The organism is Nitratireductor sp. OM-1, from assembly GCF_003296175.1.
Lineage (GTDB): Bacteria > Pseudomonadota > Alphaproteobacteria > Rhizobiales > Rhizobiaceae > Nitratireductor > Nitratireductor aquimarinus.
Window position 1 is genome coordinate 40,995 of record NZ_CP029208.1, and the last position, 16,300, is coordinate 57,294.

General features: G+C 61.1%; 12 protein-coding genes and 3 riboswitches. Of the genes, 2 read left to right on the forward strand and 10 right to left on the reverse strand.

Annotation, left to right across the window (positions count from 1 at the left end; genetic code table 11):
• Nucleotides 1-360: 360 nt before the first annotated feature.
• Together DEJ54_RS00210 and DEJ54_RS00215 are read right to left on the reverse strand one after the other, a co-directional pair.
• Nucleotides 361-1,872: an amidohydrolase family protein gene (locus tag DEJ54_RS00210; RefSeq protein ID WP_113152783.1), complete on the reverse strand. Its 1,512-nt coding sequence runs from the start codon at nucleotides 1,870-1,872 to the stop codon at nucleotides 361-363.
• Between the two features lie 90 nt (nucleotides 1,873-1,962).
• Nucleotides 1,963-5,334, reverse strand: coding sequence for an autotransporter domain-containing protein (locus DEJ54_RS00215; RefSeq protein ID WP_113152784.1), 3,372 nt, complete (start codon nucleotides 5,332-5,334; stop codon nucleotides 1,963-1,965).
• Between the two features lie 178 nt (nucleotides 5,335-5,512).
• Here DEJ54_RS00215 and DEJ54_RS00220 point away from each other — a divergent pair, with 178 nt between their 5' ends.
• Nucleotides 5,513-6,463 carry a helix-turn-helix domain-containing protein gene (locus DEJ54_RS00220; protein ID WP_113152785.1) on the forward strand — a complete coding sequence of 317 codons (951 nt, stop codon included), beginning with the start codon at nucleotides 5,513-5,515 and terminating at the stop codon, nucleotides 6,461-6,463.
• Between the two features lie 49 nt (nucleotides 6,464-6,512).
• Here DEJ54_RS00220 and DEJ54_RS00225 read toward each other — a convergent pair whose 3' ends face one another.
• The 4 genes from DEJ54_RS00225 to DEJ54_RS00240 form a co-directional block, all read right to left on the reverse strand.
• Entirely contained in the window at nucleotides 6,513-7,298 is a 786-nt protein-coding gene (locus DEJ54_RS00225; protein WP_113152786.1) for an ABC transporter ATP-binding protein, read from the reverse strand.
• Entirely contained in the window at nucleotides 7,295-8,416 is a 1,122-nt protein-coding gene (locus tag DEJ54_RS00230) for an iron ABC transporter permease (protein WP_113152787.1), read from the reverse strand. The genes DEJ54_RS00225 and DEJ54_RS00230 overlap by 4 nt, the downstream gene beginning before the upstream one ends.
• Before the next feature lie 27 nt (nucleotides 8,417-8,443).
• Nucleotides 8,444-9,478, reverse strand: a complete 1,035-nt coding sequence (locus DEJ54_RS00235) for an ABC transporter substrate-binding protein (protein WP_113155986.1) — start codon at nucleotides 9,476-9,478, stop codon at nucleotides 8,444-8,446.
• Between the two features lie 130 nt (nucleotides 9,479-9,608).
• Nucleotides 9,609-9,801, reverse strand: a riboswitch (cobalamin riboswitch).
• A gap of 47 nt (nucleotides 9,802-9,848) precedes the next feature.
• The gene (locus tag DEJ54_RS00240; RefSeq protein ID WP_245447633.1) at nucleotides 9,849-10,640 is read right to left on the reverse strand and encodes a (2Fe-2S) ferredoxin domain-containing protein; all 792 of its coding nucleotides are present in this window, start codon (nucleotides 10,638-10,640) and stop codon (nucleotides 9,849-9,851) included.
• Nucleotides 10,641-10,737: 97 nt separating this feature from the next.
• Nucleotides 10,738-10,939: riboswitch (cobalamin riboswitch) on the reverse strand.
• A 173-nt stretch (nucleotides 10,940-11,112) separates the two neighbouring features.
• Nucleotides 11,113-11,313, forward strand: a riboswitch (cobalamin riboswitch).
• Nucleotides 11,314-11,404: 91 nt separating this feature from the next.
• Between DEJ54_RS00240 and metE the strand changes: the two genes are divergently transcribed.
• Nucleotides 11,405-13,753, forward strand: a complete 2,349-nt coding sequence (gene metE, locus DEJ54_RS00245; RefSeq protein WP_113152789.1) for a 5-methyltetrahydropteroyltriglutamate--homocysteine S-methyltransferase — start codon at nucleotides 11,405-11,407, stop codon at nucleotides 13,751-13,753.
• A gap of 77 nt (nucleotides 13,754-13,830) precedes the next feature.
• Here the strand turns inward: metE and DEJ54_RS00250 are convergent, their stop codons facing one another.
• The 4 genes from DEJ54_RS00250 to irrA (DEJ54_RS00265) all read right to left on the reverse strand — a co-directional run bounded on the left by DEJ54_RS00250 (nucleotide 13,831) and on the right by irrA (DEJ54_RS00265) (nucleotide 16,287).
• A complete protein-coding gene (locus tag DEJ54_RS00250; protein ID WP_256370541.1) occupies nucleotides 13,831-14,445 on the reverse strand; it encodes a superoxide dismutase in 615 nt (204 codons plus the stop codon).
• Between the two features lie 27 nt (nucleotides 14,446-14,472).
• The gene (locus DEJ54_RS00255) at nucleotides 14,473-15,024 is read right to left on the reverse strand and encodes a DUF2753 family protein (RefSeq protein WP_162742190.1); all 552 of its coding nucleotides are present in this window, start codon (nucleotides 15,022-15,024) and stop codon (nucleotides 14,473-14,475) included.
• Between the two features lie 214 nt (nucleotides 15,025-15,238).
• Entirely contained in the window at nucleotides 15,239-15,781 is a 543-nt protein-coding gene (gene irrA, locus DEJ54_RS00260; RefSeq protein WP_305778809.1) for an iron response transcriptional regulator IrrA, read from the reverse strand.
• Entirely contained in the window at nucleotides 15,781-16,287 is a 507-nt protein-coding gene (gene irrA, locus DEJ54_RS00265) for an iron response transcriptional regulator IrrA (protein ID WP_245447637.1), read from the reverse strand. Before irrA (DEJ54_RS00265) ends, irrA (DEJ54_RS00260) begins: the two co-directional genes overlap by 1 nt.
• Between the last annotated feature and the right edge of the window lie 13 nt (nucleotides 16,288-16,300).

Sequence of the window (16,300 nt, forward strand, 5' to 3'; positions counted from 1 at the left end):
ACGCATCATCAGCCCAACTCAAAAGGCCGACGGATGAATCAAAAGAACCATCAAAATCACGCCGTTGTGCTGGTCGCCCACATATGGCCCTCAAAGAGGCTCCCAACACCAAACACCCTATGGTGCCGAACCGCGAAACTGACGCGGGCGAACCGGCTATCGTGCTGTACAAAGCGCTCGTCCGAGCCCGAAGCTCTGGCGGAGAAACCCGCCACTTCCGCAGCCGCTTGTGGCAACATTCCTGCCAACCGCGTTCGATCCGGCATGCCGACAGGTGAAACTCGCGCAGGGCAGCGAGACGGAAAGCCCCCGTCGGCCGGGCTTTCAAACGATGCCCTGCCACCCTGTTTCCATCAACCTTCAGTGCGCAGTCGCACGAACCGGCCTGCCCGGACGCGCCGTCTGATCCAGCTCACCATCGCGAACAACAAAGCCTCCACCGACGATCAGATGACGGACACCAGCCGAATGCTGCCGTGGATCCTCGAACGTTGCCCTGTCGATGATGGTTTCGGGATCAAAGACGACGATGTCCGCGTCTGCGCCCTCGCGGATGCGGCCCTTGTTCTTCATGTCGGGCACGGAATCCTCCAGCAGCCTTGCAGGAAGGAGGCTTGAACGACGGATGGCCTCGCTCAGGCTCATGAGCTGACGTTCACGGACGTAACGGCCTAGGACGCGCGCGAACGTGCCAACCGAGCGGGGGTGAGAAATGGCCTCTTCTGGCAGCGGCCAGACGGGATCAAGAACCTCTTCGCCGTCCACGGTGAACGGCATGGCGTCGCTGGCTATGATGCCGTCGGGGAAGATTACGGCCTTGTCGATCAGCGTCGCATCTTCCTCTATGCCTTCGTCAAGATAATGGATGATGGACAGTCCCATCGGGTCTGTTTCCTGTATCTCGGTCAGGCGTTCGTCGCTCTCCGGCCGCTCGCCTGTCTTGAGATAGACGATGCTGTCGTGTTCCAGCCCTACACGCTGAAGTTCGCGTGCGCGAAGGAAGGGCGCGGAAATCACCGTGGACCCGGCACCATAAGGATAGGTTTCCGTCGTCACACGCAGGCCCTGTTCCTGCGCCTTCAGAATCATTCGGGAAACCTCCGGAATGAAACGGGTCGCTGAACTGCTGAGATGGCAGATATGCATTTGAGCACCCGTCGCTGCCGCTGCTGCAAGCACCTCACCATAGCCCTCGATTGCGTGGCCGGGCTCGTCATGGAACTTGCCACGCACGTGGGTAAAGGTGGGAACATTGTAGCGCGCGGCGAGCTTCGCCGCTTCATAATACTCGACCCGGTTTGTGTTCGGGACATAGCCTGGAAGAAGGCCGATGCCGATGCCCCCCTGTTTGAGCCCATCTTCAATGCGCTCAATCACCTGTTCTGAAACGTCTGAAGTCACCCTCTGGTCGAACTTCTCCCCGAGTATCTCCATTCGCACATCGATCCAACTGACGGCAAAGCCGTAATTCAGCGGCAGACCATTCTCTGCAACATTGTCGTAGGCCTGCTCCAGCGGCCATGCGCCCCGCTCCAGTTCCAGCGTGGTTGTCACACCATCGAAGGCCTGCATCCATGCGGACGGGATATTGAGGGCATGTGAATGAAGGTCGATAAAGCCGGGCGCGACGACCAGTCCCGTTGCATCGACTTCTTCTGCGCCGTCAAGCGGCTCTTCGGAGACGACCACCACCTTGCCGTCGACAATCCCGACATGCCGCGTTGCGTCCAGTGCCGATTCCGGGTCGATCACGCGGCCGTTGGCAATCACCAGATCATATTCCGGCATGGCTTCCGCCCCCGCAATGTTCAGAGTGATGAGGGAGCAGCTTACGGCTGCCGCAGTGAGAAGAATGCTGTGTCTGGTTTTCATGACGTTTCCCTGTCTTTTGCCCGTCACAGGCTGCGCATCCCTGCGCCTGGCCTGCGGATAACAGGCAGGCCGGAAACGCTGGGACGAATTTTAGAAGCTGATGGAGAGTGTCGCGTCGAGAGTGTGTCGCGCAGCGCCACGGGCAACCTGCCCCCCATAGGCTGCTCCGAGCTTGGCGGCATCGCTCAATGCAAACGAGAAGCCTGCCTCCAGAAGCAATGTGTCTGCCGCAATGGGCGCACCGGCAGCGCTGAAGGCATCGCCTCCCGCCAGTGCATGGCGCGCCAGGGCCACTTCATTGTCAAATGCATGCTGCCAGCCGATCGCCCCGTGTAATGCGCCGCTGAAGACGTCGAGACTGACATCGCGCTCCATGCGCATTCCCAGCGTTGTGAATGTGAGACTGCTGGTCTGCGCGAGCGCCTCCAGAGCTGCAGCGCCGCCCTCTTCCGCATAACCGCCAAACGAATGGGAGATGTGAGCAATCCCGGCAAAAGGTGTGACCGTCGCCACAGGCGTTTCCACCCGATAGCCCAGCTCTCCAAAGCCCTGCGCCGTTCCGGCGTCATACCCTGCAGACAGGGCATCGCTGAATCCCGCAAACGCGACCGAGCGGCGCACATCCACTTCATGCCGGGTATAGGCGAACCCGCCGCTGAACGTGAGCGCCTCCCACTGGCGTCCACCATAGATGCCGAGATGGTAGTTATCGCTGCTGCCAGCCGAAGCTCGATCTGCCGAGCGAAGGGATGAACGGCTGTACCCCGCCATGAGCCCCAAATTCCAGCCAGCGACTTCGGCGTCGGCCCCCAGCAACAGCCCACGCGTATCATGCGTGTATTGCGCCGCGTTCCCATCGCTGGAAAAGTTCTGCCAGGAGCCGAAACCCATGCTCCAGAACTCCGGCGCAGATGCGGGCACCCCGATCCCGAATGCACTCCGGACGCGCTCCGAAGCCGCGTCCCGCAAAAAGCTGCTGTCGGCGATGAAGCCGCTTCTGATCGATCCGTATATTTCTCCGGAGATCGCGTCGAATGCACCTGGCGCCTGGGCGTCACTCAAGCCAAGAATGGCGTCAAAAAGCTGATTGCCGCTCCCCAGTCCTTGCGCTCCAATGGCTGCAACACGCTGATTGTGTGTTTTTGCCAGTTCGGAAAAGTCCGTGTCATTGCGCGAAAGAGTGAGCAACACAGCGTCGGGATCGTAGGCAAGCGCGGCATCAAGGAAGGCGAAATTCTCCGTCACTCCACTGAACGCACCGCTCACACCACCCGTTGCGGTCAGGATCGTGTAGGTTGTCGCGGGATCATAGGTGGAACCGTCGTCCGTCCCATTTTCGGCGCGCACATTCACTGTTCCACCATTGATAAAGGCATGGCCCGAGACCGCCAGCCGATCGCCGCTTCCGGCATTGTCCACTTCGACTTCAAAGAGTGAGCCGTTTTCGAAGGTCGCGTTTCCGGAAACGCTTTGTGTCCCGATGGAGTTGCCGGGTTTTAGAACACCACCTGAAGCCACGGTCAGCGCTCCCAGGTCGCCGGAGCCGCCAAGCACCCCGCGATTGAGGACTTCAACCGCGCCACCCAAAGCGCCATTGCCGCCCACTCCGACGATCAGCGCACCATCGACAACCCTGGTTGTTCCGTCAAAGCCGGAACCATCGCCCGTGTAAACAAGCGTTCCCGCCCCCTGTTTCTCAAACCCGCCGGTTCCTGAAATGCTGCTGGCGAGAACGGAGCTGTAGTCGCTTCCGCCGGTGATCAGCGTGTTGGCCTGCAGACTGATATGCGCACCAGCAACACCGGCAAGTGACCCTATCGTTTCATCGTCATCAAGCCGAAGCACGCCGCCCTGAAGCTCGACCGCGCCTGTATCGGCAAGCGCGTCACCGCCCTTGAGAACAAGCGTTCCCGCCTCAACAATCGTGCCACCGGTATGAGTGTTCGCGCCGTGAAGCGTCAGAGACCCGTTGCCCTGCTTGATCAGGCCACCCGAACCGCCAAGAGCGTAAGCGCTGTGAACCGAGAAGCCCTGCGTGTCGATGTAAGCGCCACCCGCGGAGATTGTGACGTCACCCGCCTCAAACCCGGCAAAAAGGTTGTACTGATTGGCAGTAAGCCGCAGAACTCCGCCATCGAAAGTGAGGCTTCCGTCCCCGGACGTTTCGCTGACCTGCCCGGTTTCCAGAACGCCTCTCGCCCCCGCCGCGCCAGAAAGCCTCAGCGTACCGGACGCGTTGCTGAACATGCCCAGCTCGACCCGGTCGGCAGAGACAAGCGCGCCCTCGGAAATTTCGAGCATCCCCTCACCGGCGCGGCCAACGACAAGGTTCCCGTCAACCTCCCAGTGAGTCCCGGAGCCTGAAACCAAAGCCGTCCCACGACCGGTTGCGTTTGTCCCGAGAAATACAGAGCCGGACTGTACGACGCCGCCATCCTCAATGGTCAGCGCGCCTTTGCCAGTTCGACCGACCTCCAGTCCGTCATCCAGACGCCAATTCGACCCAGCTCCGGAAACCAGCACCTCGCCAACTGCGCTCTGGGCGTATCCGATGCGCGCATCGCGGCTTTCGACAAGTCCACCATTTTCAATGGTGAGCCCACCCTTTCCGAAACGGCCAATCTCCAGCGTTCCGGCGCTGAGCCACGACGACCCGGCACCAGTGACGAGAGCCTTTCCGGTCGTCCCGGAACCCCACCCGATCTGACTGTTGTAGCCGCTGACTACGCCTCCATTGCTGATAATCAGGGACGCATCATCCCCGCCGGACGCAGCCACCACAACGTGCCCGGCCGTATGGGTAATGCTTCCGCCATCGACCGCAAGTACACCTTCATAAACGGTCGTTCCGGATTGATAGCGATTGTGTCCGGTGAGCGTCAGCGTGCCCGAGCCACGCTTGAGCAGACCGCCAACACCTTCGAGACCAACAGACGTCGCAACCGAGTGTTCCTGCGTGTCGATATAGGCATTCGAATAGCCGATTCTGATGTCACCATCGTCAAAGCCCGCAAAGAGGTCCGCCTCATCGCGCGTCAGGCGAAGAATGCCGCCGTCAAAACTGATCGTTCCGCCGCCCGCACCAACACTGACCTGACCGGTTTCAAGCACGCCGCGATCAGCTACTGATCCATGAAGCCAGAGCTGCCCCTCGCCCGAAGCCCTGGCTCCAAGCTGCACGTCGGTTGCAGACGCAAGGCCTCCGTTTTGCAGGATCAGCATTCCAGCACTCTGATCACCAAGGATAAGGCTACCAGGAAGCAGCCACGGGCTCAGTTTGGTTCCCGTGCCATCGCCATCGACGGTTTCCATGGAGCCATCGATGATTTCCTGCGCCCGACCGTGTCCCACCACCGCAACGACACTGAAGGCGACCAGGGCCGTGCTTGCCCACAGCCGCCTCTTTCTGATCGCCTCCGCACCGCTGGAAACACGACCGCTCGATAGCGTTTTTATTTTCATGGGTCGCCCTGACTTTCCGGTATTCGCAAATTACAAATTCGACCGGAAGCTACTGGCAGGCGTTTTATTTAGCTACATGAATTGATCATCACTTTCATGATGACTTATCATTTTCATTTCTGGTTTCAGACATTCAGCCAGCGCGCAGTTTTCCACGTTTTCAGGGGCAGAACGATCAATGCAGAAAAATGGAGATGCACCGGAATGGCGCATGGTCGGAGGCAATGCGATTGCCATCCCCGGTGCACATGGAAGGGTGGAGCGCCTGACATTCGACAATGGTGTCGCCATCTATCGGTCGGAGATCGAAGCCGAAGCGGACTGCCGTTTTACCGTGACAAACCGGTTGCCCCAGCCGTGGATCGGCTTCTCTGTCCAGCTCGCCGGCGGCGCAGATTTCAGCACGCCCATCGGGACCACGGCCCCCATGGCCGAGAACACGCTGAGCCTCATGAGGGTTGGGCCCTCCGGCTTCATCCTGGATGTTCGCGCTGGAACATTGATACGGCATACCGGCGTGGCCATCTCGCTGCGCCTTCTCAAACGCCAGCTAAACGGAAATCAGCCGATGAGGCTTGCCCCCTTCATGGCGCGTGGCAAATTACTGGAGCGCCTTGAGAGCATTCCGCTTCCAGCCGGCGTCAAGACGCTGGCCACAGGCCTCTTCGGCCCCAGCATAGATGGCCCATTGCGGGCCATGACCATTGAAGGCCTGGGAAAGCAGCTTTTCAGCCAGGCCATGACCGCCTTCTGCGAATATGATCCTGACGGCGAAATGTTCACCGAATGGGAGCTTATGCGCTTCGATGAACTTGTCGCCCATGTGAAAGACAATCTGAACGACGGTGCGGCTGCACGGAACTTTGCAACGCGCGCAGGTCTCAAGATCGCGCGGGTGGAGCAGATGTTCAAGGTGTTGCGCGGCGTGAGCCTTGCCGCCTTTCTGCGCACCGAAAGACTGCGCACGGCCCGCCGCCTGCTGCTCGATGAAAAGTGCCAGGTCAGCGAAGTGGCCTACCGGTTGGGATACCGGCATGTCGCCAATTTCTCACGCGCCTACCGGGCTCAATTCGGAGAAGCACCGGCAACGACGCTGCACAGACCGAGACGAAAAACACCGCGCGGATAGTCTGGGAAAACCGTCCGTTTCAAGCGGAGTTGGTATGGCGACAGGAAGCTCAGGCCCCGCCTTGCCGCTCCATCTCGAACGGAGCAATCACCGGCGCCCCGTTTAGTTCGCCAAACTCTGCGTCCACGCCGTAGGTCGCGCGGATCGTTTCCTGAGTTAACGCGTGCTGCCAGGGCCCCTCGGCAATAAGCTGCCCCCTGTGCAGCAGGGCGATCCGGTTGGAGAAGCGCGCCGCCAGCGCCAAATCGTGTATGGCGACCAGAATGCCGACACCCCGCTCGCGCACCTGATCGGCCAGAAACCGCAGGGTGAAAAGCTGGTTGCCAATATCAAGGGCGCTCGTCGGCTCATCGAGCACGATAAGCGGCGTCTGTTGCGAAAGGGCGCGCGCAAGCATGACGCGCTGGCGTTCTCCGCCGCTGAGCGCATCAAGGGAGCGGAACGCAAGGCTGGAAAGATTGAGTTTTTCCAGAACTTCCTCCACCAGCGCAATGTCGCGCGCGCCCGGGCTCATACCCATATAGGGCGTTCGCCCCAGAAGACAGGCATCGAAAACGCTGACCGGAAAACCGTCCGGCGTGCGCTGGGGAACATAAGCCACGAGCCGCGCCCGCTCCCTTGCCGAAATGCCAGCGATGTCGCGCCCGTCGAGCAGGACCCGGCCGCTTTCGAGACGCGTCTGACCGAGCATCGCGCGGACCAGCGTGGATTTGCCGGCGCCATTCGGCCCTACCAGACCGACGATTTCGCCAGATCCCACCCGTAACGATATGCCGTCGAGAACGGCGTTGTCGTTCAGCACCCGCCGCAGATTGTGCGCTTCAAGAATGGTCATGCGAAAGCCTCCCGCCGCCGCGACACGATCAGGTGCAGAAAGACCGGAACACCAACGAAGGCAACGACAATGCCCACCGGAAGGACCGTCGGGCTGAAAGCCAGCCGCCCGATCGTGTCGGCGGCCAGAAGAAGCGCTGCGCCGCAGATTGCTGCGAAGGGCAGCAGAAGCCGGTGATCACCGCCGATCATCATACGTGCCAGATGCGGCCCGATCAGTCCAACGAACCCGATGACGCCCACAAAGCTGATGACCGAGGCTGCGGAGACGACGGAAAAGAGAATGGCGAAGGTGCGCAGACGCCGCACATCGACGCCCAGCGAACGCGCGACATCATCGCCGGCGACGGTGAGTGCGTTGAGCTGCCAGGCCCTTGCCTGGATCGGAATGAGCACCGCGAAGAGAACAGCGGCGCACAGACCGACCGCATCCCACTGCACCCCGTTGAGGCTGCCAAACGTCCAGTGCACGACACGGGCCAGCTGCTCTTCGGTGGCGACAAACTGGACCGCAGCGGTCAATGCGCTGAACAGATACATCAGCGCAATGCCGGTGAGGATCATCGCCTGTGCCCCCATGCCCCGCCACCAGCTCAACGAAAAAACGGCGAGCGCGCACAGAAGCGCACAGACAAAGGCCGACAGGGGGACGAAATAGACGCCTGCCGCCTGAAGACCGATACCGAACATGATGGCGACGGAAGCCCCGAAACCGGCAGCCGAGGACACGCCGATCGTATAGGGACTGACGAGCGGATTGCGGGTAATGGCCTGCATGAGAACGCCGGACACGGACAGGGCGGCGCCGGCCACCAGCGCCATCACCACACGCGGCAGGCGCAGGTAAAGCAGAACCCGCGCCGCCTGTTCGTCCGATGATCCCGGCAGATAGCCGAGGCTTGCCCGCTCCATGAGAACGAGCGCAAGCGTTCCGACACTTGTATCGTTGATGCCACGTACGGAAACCGCTGCGGCGGCAATCATCAAAAGCGCGAATGACAGGGCGATCAGCAGAATGCGTCGCCGTCCGCCCTCCCGATACCGGGCGGCAAGGCCCCTGCCTTTTTCGACCGAGGCGGCACCTGTACCCCCGGCTTCGGTTTCAAGCGTATCGGTCATCGGCCCCGCCCCGTCATGTCAGCTTGCTCAGAAGTCGCCCTGATAGGTCATGCCCGGCTGATAGGGCAGTCCCTGGAAGTCCTCGATCCAGCGACGCATGGCCTCTTCCGGATCGACATCCTTGAACAGCTCTGGATGCGCCCATTTGGCGATCTGCAGCGCGCCGGTGATCTTCGAGGAGCCGCCGGCGAGGTAGTAGTTGATGACGTGGACGTTCTTCGCCTCTGCCGCCGGCGTGGCGCGGATTTCCTCACGCGCCATCAGCCCGTCCCATGTCGTCTTGTACTGCTCTTGGGGGATGGTCGTGTAAGCGCCCGGTTCCAGCTTCACGATCAGCGACGGCACGCGCGCGACCAGTTCCTCCGGATCGATGGTGAAGGCGTTGGGATTGCCACGCGCGGCCGGCTCGTCCTCAATGACGATTTCGCCAAAAACGTTCCTGCCGCCACCGGCTTCGATCATGTCGTGCCAGCCAGAGCCCGGCGTGACCGTCACCAGCGGGCGCTTCTCCTCCAGATAAACCGGCACCGGCTCGACGCCCTCAAGCCGCTCGGCCAGAAGCGCTTTGTAATCCTCATAATAGGCAGCGAGATCGGCCGCCCGCTCTTCGCGACCGAAGAGTTTGCCCATCAGCTTGACGTTCTCGACATGCTTGAGCGTATCCCAGGAGGTTACGACCAGAACCGGAATTCCGAATGGCTCAAGCTGGCGCGCCGCCTCCTCGTAAACGCCGTTGCGCGGCAGAATGACGAGATCCGGCTTCTTGGCGATGATGGCCTCGTAATTGGGCTCGCTCTGCCCCTGGCCCACCACGTCGTCGGGGCCGAATTCCGGCCAGTAGGCAGGATCGCGATAGGTGCTGGCGCCGGTGCCAACCACCTGCTCGATGGCGCCGATGGCGCGCGCGAATTCAACCGAATAGCGGTTGAAGATCACAGCGCGCTTGACGGGCAGGTCGACATCGACCTGACGCCCGACATCATCGGTAATGGTTTCTGCGAAAGCGGATTGGGAGAGTGACAGCGCGACAATGGCAGCGCCGAGAACGGACTTGAACAACATGATCACCTCGATCGACACGGGGCGCCGGGAGGTGCGTGAAAGAGCGCCCGCATCGACCGAATGCGCCGCAGGGCGTCCTTGCACCCCGCGAGACCGGTCTACGCTACCCTCTTGCCGGACACCTCGCCGACAATTGCGTTTGCGCCAAGGCCGGTCTCCTGGCTCGCGGCTCAAGCGTTCGAATATCCCTTCCCGGCCGACTGACCAGTGGATCGATACCGAACTCGCCGCCTACAGTTGCGAGGGCAGCCGCAGACTGGGACGAACCCGTCCTGCGTTCCCGTTTCATCCGACGTTGCGGAACCGTGGCGCGCAATCGTTAACCTGATCGGACCTGCAAGGCCAACCGTTTTCCTCCCCGCCGCTACCATTACCTGTTTAAAGTCCCGCGAAGCCGCTGTTTGCGACCGGTCGGCTCATAGGCGAAATCGGCGACAACGCGTCCCCCAAGCAGGTGCTCTTCAATGATGCGGTCTATCGCATCCTCATTCACGCCACCGTAATAGGCGCCTTCGGGAAATACCTGAAGAACCGGCGCGAGATTGCAGGGGCCGAGACAGGTTGCTTTCGCAGTCATGGTGCCATCCCCCGTGTTGCGCAGGTTCAGTTCCTTCTGCCGGTTGCGCAAATGACACCACAGAACGTCCGCCCCGGCGGCGTTGCACGCCCCGCCCTCACACACCAGAACCCGTCTTTTCTGCGCCGGCACCAGAGAGCCTTCCCGTACCGGAGTTTCAGCGGGAGGAACGGCCGGCTCCTGAGCAATATCGCCGATGAGACCGCCAAGAAGCCGTTCAAAATGTGCGCTGCGGGCAATGTCGGATGCTATGCGGATGGGGGGCCAGCCGCCGGATGTTTCGGCTTGCCAGCGCCGGAGCGATTTCGACAGCCAGTTCCGGAAGCTCGGCTCCATCGGAAGCAGGAGCGGGACAATCACGATCTCAGAATGATGTTCTGCCCGCAGCTCCAGAAGTGCGGACCGCAAGGACGGCGTCCCCTGTTCGGAGAAGCAGTACTGCACCGCCGTCACACCTTCAAAACCTGCGGCCATTTCAGCGAGGCGCGCCATCTCGCCATGAGGTGCAGCAGCAAAAGCCGACTTTGCAAGAAGCAGGATCGCGCGGCTTCCCTGCCCTTCGTTCAATAATGCACTCGTATCCACTGCCATTCCTCGAGCTGATGCGACCGGGAACGGCAGGGAGATCGCGCGTCGGAACCGGATATTCCGAAGCACGCGCTCCTGTGGCATATCCCGACCACGGAACTTCACACGATCAGGCAGGTCTCCTGGCTTGCGGCTCATCACAGCTTCACCCGTCTTCCCGGCATAACGCCAGTGACATGATCGGCAAAGCAGCTCGTCGCTCACAGTTGCGGGTCAGCTCCGGATTTGAACCGGATTCCCTCTTAGCCGCCGACCGAGACAGGTCTGCCGACGGAACCTTGACCGCTTCGAAAAGTATACGCAGACCCGCGCCTGTCAACCTTCTGCCCGCCGACCCGCACGCGCACGCGGACCAACTCCGGAACAGAATTTCCCGACAACTAAAATAGAGAGGCACATCACCTCTCAGACAAGACGTAAAGACATAAACATTTCTTTATATCATTCTTGACTTTCCGCCGCATCGCGAGGAATCTGGGCGCGTCGTGGTTCTCGAACCTGCCTTCAGGCGGATTCGGGCTAAGAGGGAAGCCGGTTCAAATCCGGCGCTGCCCCCGCAACTGTCAGCGGCGAGCCGAAATCCATTCAAGTCACTGGACAGACGTCCGGGAAGACGGATCAAGGCCGAGACCCGTGAGCCAGGAGACCTGCCATGACGAAACAACGTCAACGGGCGGGGTGTCCGGTGTTCGTCATGCGGCGGCCGTTCAGGCCGCGGTCTGCGTACGCCCCCCCCTGCCCCAAACAGCATCGGGTGTGCCATGTCTGAACGTTCAATTCCTGTCTCCACGCTCGGCGTGCCGCGTATCGGCCGCCGCCGAGAACTGAAACTCGCCCTTGAAAGCCATTGGTCCGGCAAAAGCAGCGCAGAAACCCTTCTCCAGACTGCAAGGGAACTCAGGGCCGAGAACTGGAAGGAGCAGCGCGATCGTGGCGTTGCAATCATCCCTTCCAATGATTTCTCACTCTACGATCAGGTGCTGGACACCAGTGTGATGGTCGGCGCGGTTCCGGCAGACTATGGCTGGCAGGGTGGCCCGGTGCCGCTTGACGTCTATTTCGCAATGGCGCGCGGCAGCCAGGGCTTCAGGGATGCAGGATGCGAGCACCCCGGGCACCCCGGCCACTCCGGCGGCCACAAAGCGCAGGAAATGACCAAATGGTTCGACACCAATTACCACTACATGGTGCCGGAATTCACCGACGACCAGGTCTTCGCCCTCTCCTCCACCAAGCCGCTGGATGAGTTTCTTGAAGCAAAAGCGCTCGGCATCCATACCCGGCCCGTACTCCTTGGTCCGATCACCTTCCTCAAACTCGGCAAGTCCAGCGATGCAGGCTACGATCCGCTTGCGCTTCTGCCCCGCCTGCTGCCTGTTTATGAAGAACTGCTTCGCAAGCTGAAGGAGGCCGGAGCGGACTGGGTACAGATTGATGAGCCGGCCCTCATCACCGACCTCATTCCCAACGAACAGGATGCCTATCGGCTTGCCTATCAGAAGCTTGCAGCCGCTGCCCCAGATCGCCGGATCATGCTTGCAACCTATTTCGGCGGGCTCGGCGGCAATCTGGAAACCGCGCTTTCCCTGCCTGTGGCCGGCCTTCACCTGGACCTCGTTCGCGCGCCGGAGCAACTCGACGCGGTGCTCGCCGCTGCGCGGCCGGATCTGGTTCTTTCGCTTGGCGTGATCAACGGCCGCAACATCTGGCGCGCTGATCTGGCTTCCCTCGCAGACAGGCTCGGGCCCGTCGTCAAGGCGCGCGGCGCAGCGATGGTCCAGCTCGCTCCGTCCTGCTCGCTGCTCCATGTCCCCATCGATCTGGAACTGGAAACCACGCTCGACGCCGACCTGCGCTCCTGGCTTGCATTCGCCCTGCAGAAAATGGACGAGCTTCATGTGCTCTCCGATGTTCTGTCCGGGAACGGAGCAGACGTTGCCGGAGCCCTGAAAGCAGCAGCCGATGCCGTCGCCGCGCGGCACGCCTCACCCAAGGTCAGCGACCCTCTGGTTCAGGGCCGCATGGCGCGGATCAACGACGAGATGAAGACGCGCGGCGCCACGTTTGTCGAGCGCCAGAAGCTGCAGGCTACCCGGCTAGGCCTGCCCGCCTTTCCGACCACCACGATCGGCTCCTTCCCGCAGACGCCAGAGGTTCGCAAGGCAAGAGCCGCACATGCACGCGGCGAGCTTAGCTTTGTCGACTACGACACGTTCCTGAAGAAGGAAACCGAAGCGACGATTCGCTGGCAGGAGGACGTCGGCCTCGATGTGCTGGTCCATGGCGAGTTCGAGCGCAACGACATGGTTCAGTATTTCGGCGAGCAACTTTCCGGCTTCGCCTTCACCCAGCACGCCTGGGTGCAAAGCTATGGATCGCGCTATGTCAGACCGCCGGTTATCTACGGCGACGTATCCAGGCCCACTCCGATGACCGTTTCGTGGTGGCAATATGCCCAGTCGCTGACGGACAGGCCGGTCAAGGGCATGCTGACTGGCCCTGTGACCATTCTCAACTGGTCTTTCGTGCGCGACGACATTCCGCGTAGCGAGACCTGCCGGCAGATCGCGCTTGCCATTCGCGACGAGGTCCGTGACCTTGAGGCAGCGGGTGCGCGCATTATCCAGATCGACGAAGCGGCCCTGCGCGAAGGCCTGCCGCTACGCCATGCGGACTGGAAGCACTATCTCGACTGGGCAGTGGAGAGCTTCCGCATTTCGGCCAGTGGGGTTTCGGATGAAACCCAGATTCACACCCATATGTGCTATTCGGAGTTCAACGACATAATCGACGCCATCGCCGCCATGGACGCGGATGTGATCTCCATCGAGACATCGCGCTCGAGGATGGAATTGCTCGATGCCTTCAAGACCTTCAAATATCCCAATGAGATCGGACCAGGCGTCTACGACATCCACTCGCCGCGCGTCCCCGAAATCGGTGAGATGACTGCGCTGCTTTCGCTGGCGCGCCAGCGCCTTGCCGGGGAGCAGATCTGGGTCAATCCGGACTGCGGCCTGAAGACCCGCAAATGGGACGAAGTGCGTCCCGCCCTGGTCAACATGGTTGCCGCCGCCCGCACGATGCGCACCGAAAACGCAAGCGCCTGACACCTGTAAACGCCGCCGGCTCTCAAGGCCGGCGGCGCACCGGACTTAGGGGCAGGCCATATTAACAGGCCCTGCCCCTAAGCCCCGATGGCACTCTCATAGCGCTCGGCCACCATCTCCCAGTTGACGAGACCTTCCAGAAAAGCATCGACATATCTGGGACGCAGATTGCGGTAATCGATGTAGTTGGAGTGTTCCCAGACATCACAGGTCAACAATGCCGACTTGCCTTCTGTCAGCGGCGTGTCGGCATTGCCCGTCTTGGCAATGCCAAGCTTCTCGCCATCAAAAACGAGCCATGCCCATCCGCTTCCGAACTGCGCAATGCAGGCCGCCTTGAACTCTTCCTTGAAACGGTCAACCGACCCGAAATCGGCAATCAGGTGCTTTTCGAGATTCCCCGGAACCGCGCCGCCGCCACCGGCCTTCATGCCAAGCCAGAAATGGCTGTGGTTCCAGTGCTGGCCAGCCTGATTGAACAGGCCGCTTTCGGCCGGCTTGTTGGCGCTCGTCAAAATGACCTCTTCAAGGCTCATGTCCCGATAGGGGCTGTCTGCCGTTAACGCGTTGAGCTTGTCGACATAGGCCTTGTGGTGCCTGCCGTGATGGAATTCGAGGGTCTCTGCGGACATGTAAGGCGCAAGCGCGTCCATTGCGTATGGAAGTTCTGGAAGCTGAAACAAAAGTTCGATCCTTTGTGCGGAGATCTGATCGTGGGATCACGAAAGCGGGCAGTGCGGGCAGTTGTCCCGCGCAAGTTCGGCATGTCGGGCAATGCGAAAAACGCTGAATGCAGCGTTGCGAACCGGCTCGACGATGCGATCAAGTTCCCCTGGCGGCGCATGGCGTTCGTTGAGGCGCACCGTCAATTCAGCCAGCGCGTTGCGCAGATTCCGGACGCATGAAATGCGCAGTTCGAGCGGCGAGGCCGGGTTCTGCGCCACCGCGAGAAGGCGCTCATAGGCGCGCCGGCAATAGGCCTCCGCTTCAGCGTTCTCACCAAGAGCCCGCGCCAGTTCGGCGAGATTGTGGCAGGAAACATTGTAGATAATCGGCGCCGGCCGCGCGTCGTGCTCCGCCGCGACCGCATCAAGCAAGCGTTCAGCCTCTGAGAGCGCCGCCTCATAGCATTTGCGCGCAGATGCGGTATCGCCTCCCCTGTAAAGAGCATTGGCTTCTTCGGTGAGGGTGCGCCAGCGCAGGTCGAAAGTCGGCCCGAGAGACGCTGGCGGCACCGCCCGGGAAGCCGGACCATTGATGTGTGGCTTCATGTCATGCGCCCTCACGCAATCTGCCGAACAGAAAGGCAATGAGCGCACGCGAAAACACCCCATCCGGAGCGAGCGGAACTGAAGAAAAATCAAGGACGGGCGGCCTGCCCCAGATGGTATGCATGGGTTGTGTTCCTTTGACTATTGCTGAGAGTTCGAACCTGATTGCGGCGAGAAACTCCGTCCGGCCCGAAAAGAACGGCTCGCAATTGGGTCATCGGGGCATGTCACCGCCAGAGCCCGCGCGCCGGGCGCACCCGCCGCTGCAGGCGTCGCGTGCTTTTTCAGGCTTTGACCTGCGAAGACGGATCACGACATCAACCCCGGCGATCTCGTAGCCAGCCGGAGCAGCCGGAAGCGCGCTGAAACAGACCGCGCCGGGTTCCACGTCCAGCACCCGGTCCTCAGCCTCCACGTAGAAATGGTGGTGATCGCCCGGATCCGTGTCGAAATGCATACGCTCGCCATTCATGCCGATCTTGCGGATCAGCCCGGCATCGGCAAACTGGTTGAGCGTGTTGTAGACAGTGGCGAGCGATAAAGCGGTACCGCCGGCACGCGCATCCCGATGCAGGTCATCGGCGGTAACATGGCGATGTCGGCCGGTGGAAAACAGCAGGGCGGCAAGCGCGATACGCTGCCGCGTGGGACGTAACCCGCCCGCTTTCAGCATGTCCTGGACCTCGTGACGCGCACTGCCCGTCCGCTCACGGGCCGCTCGCATCCTCTCCAAGGTTTCTTCCGGGATCTGAAGCATCAGGACGCCCCTTCCCCGGATCGAAATGACGGCCGGACCGGTTTTGCCGAACGCTCGCGTCTGATCCGCACGACGACATCCACACTCACAAGCTCATAGCCAAGCGGCGGAGGCGGAAGGTCATCAAGGGCGATAGCATTCATGGGAACATCCATCAGATGATCCTCGTCTTCCGCATAGAAGTGGTGGTGATGGTCGAGCTTCGTGTCGAAGTAACTCGTCGCTCCATAGACCGGCACCCGCCTCACGAGGCCCACTTCGCTGAAGCGGCGCAGGCTGTTGTAAACGCAGCTGATGGAGCCGGGCGCCCCCACGCCCAACAGTTCCCGATGAAGCCCTTCGACCGACACATGCCTGCCACCGCACCCAAACAGGAGATCGACAAGCGCCATCCGCTGCCGTGTCGCGCGAAGACCCGCCTGCCTGAGAAGTGCGCGGGCAGCGGCATCGTCCGGTGCTTCCGCATTGCCTTCCCCCTGCCATGCCATGCCGACTGAACCAGCCACCACAATCTTCTCC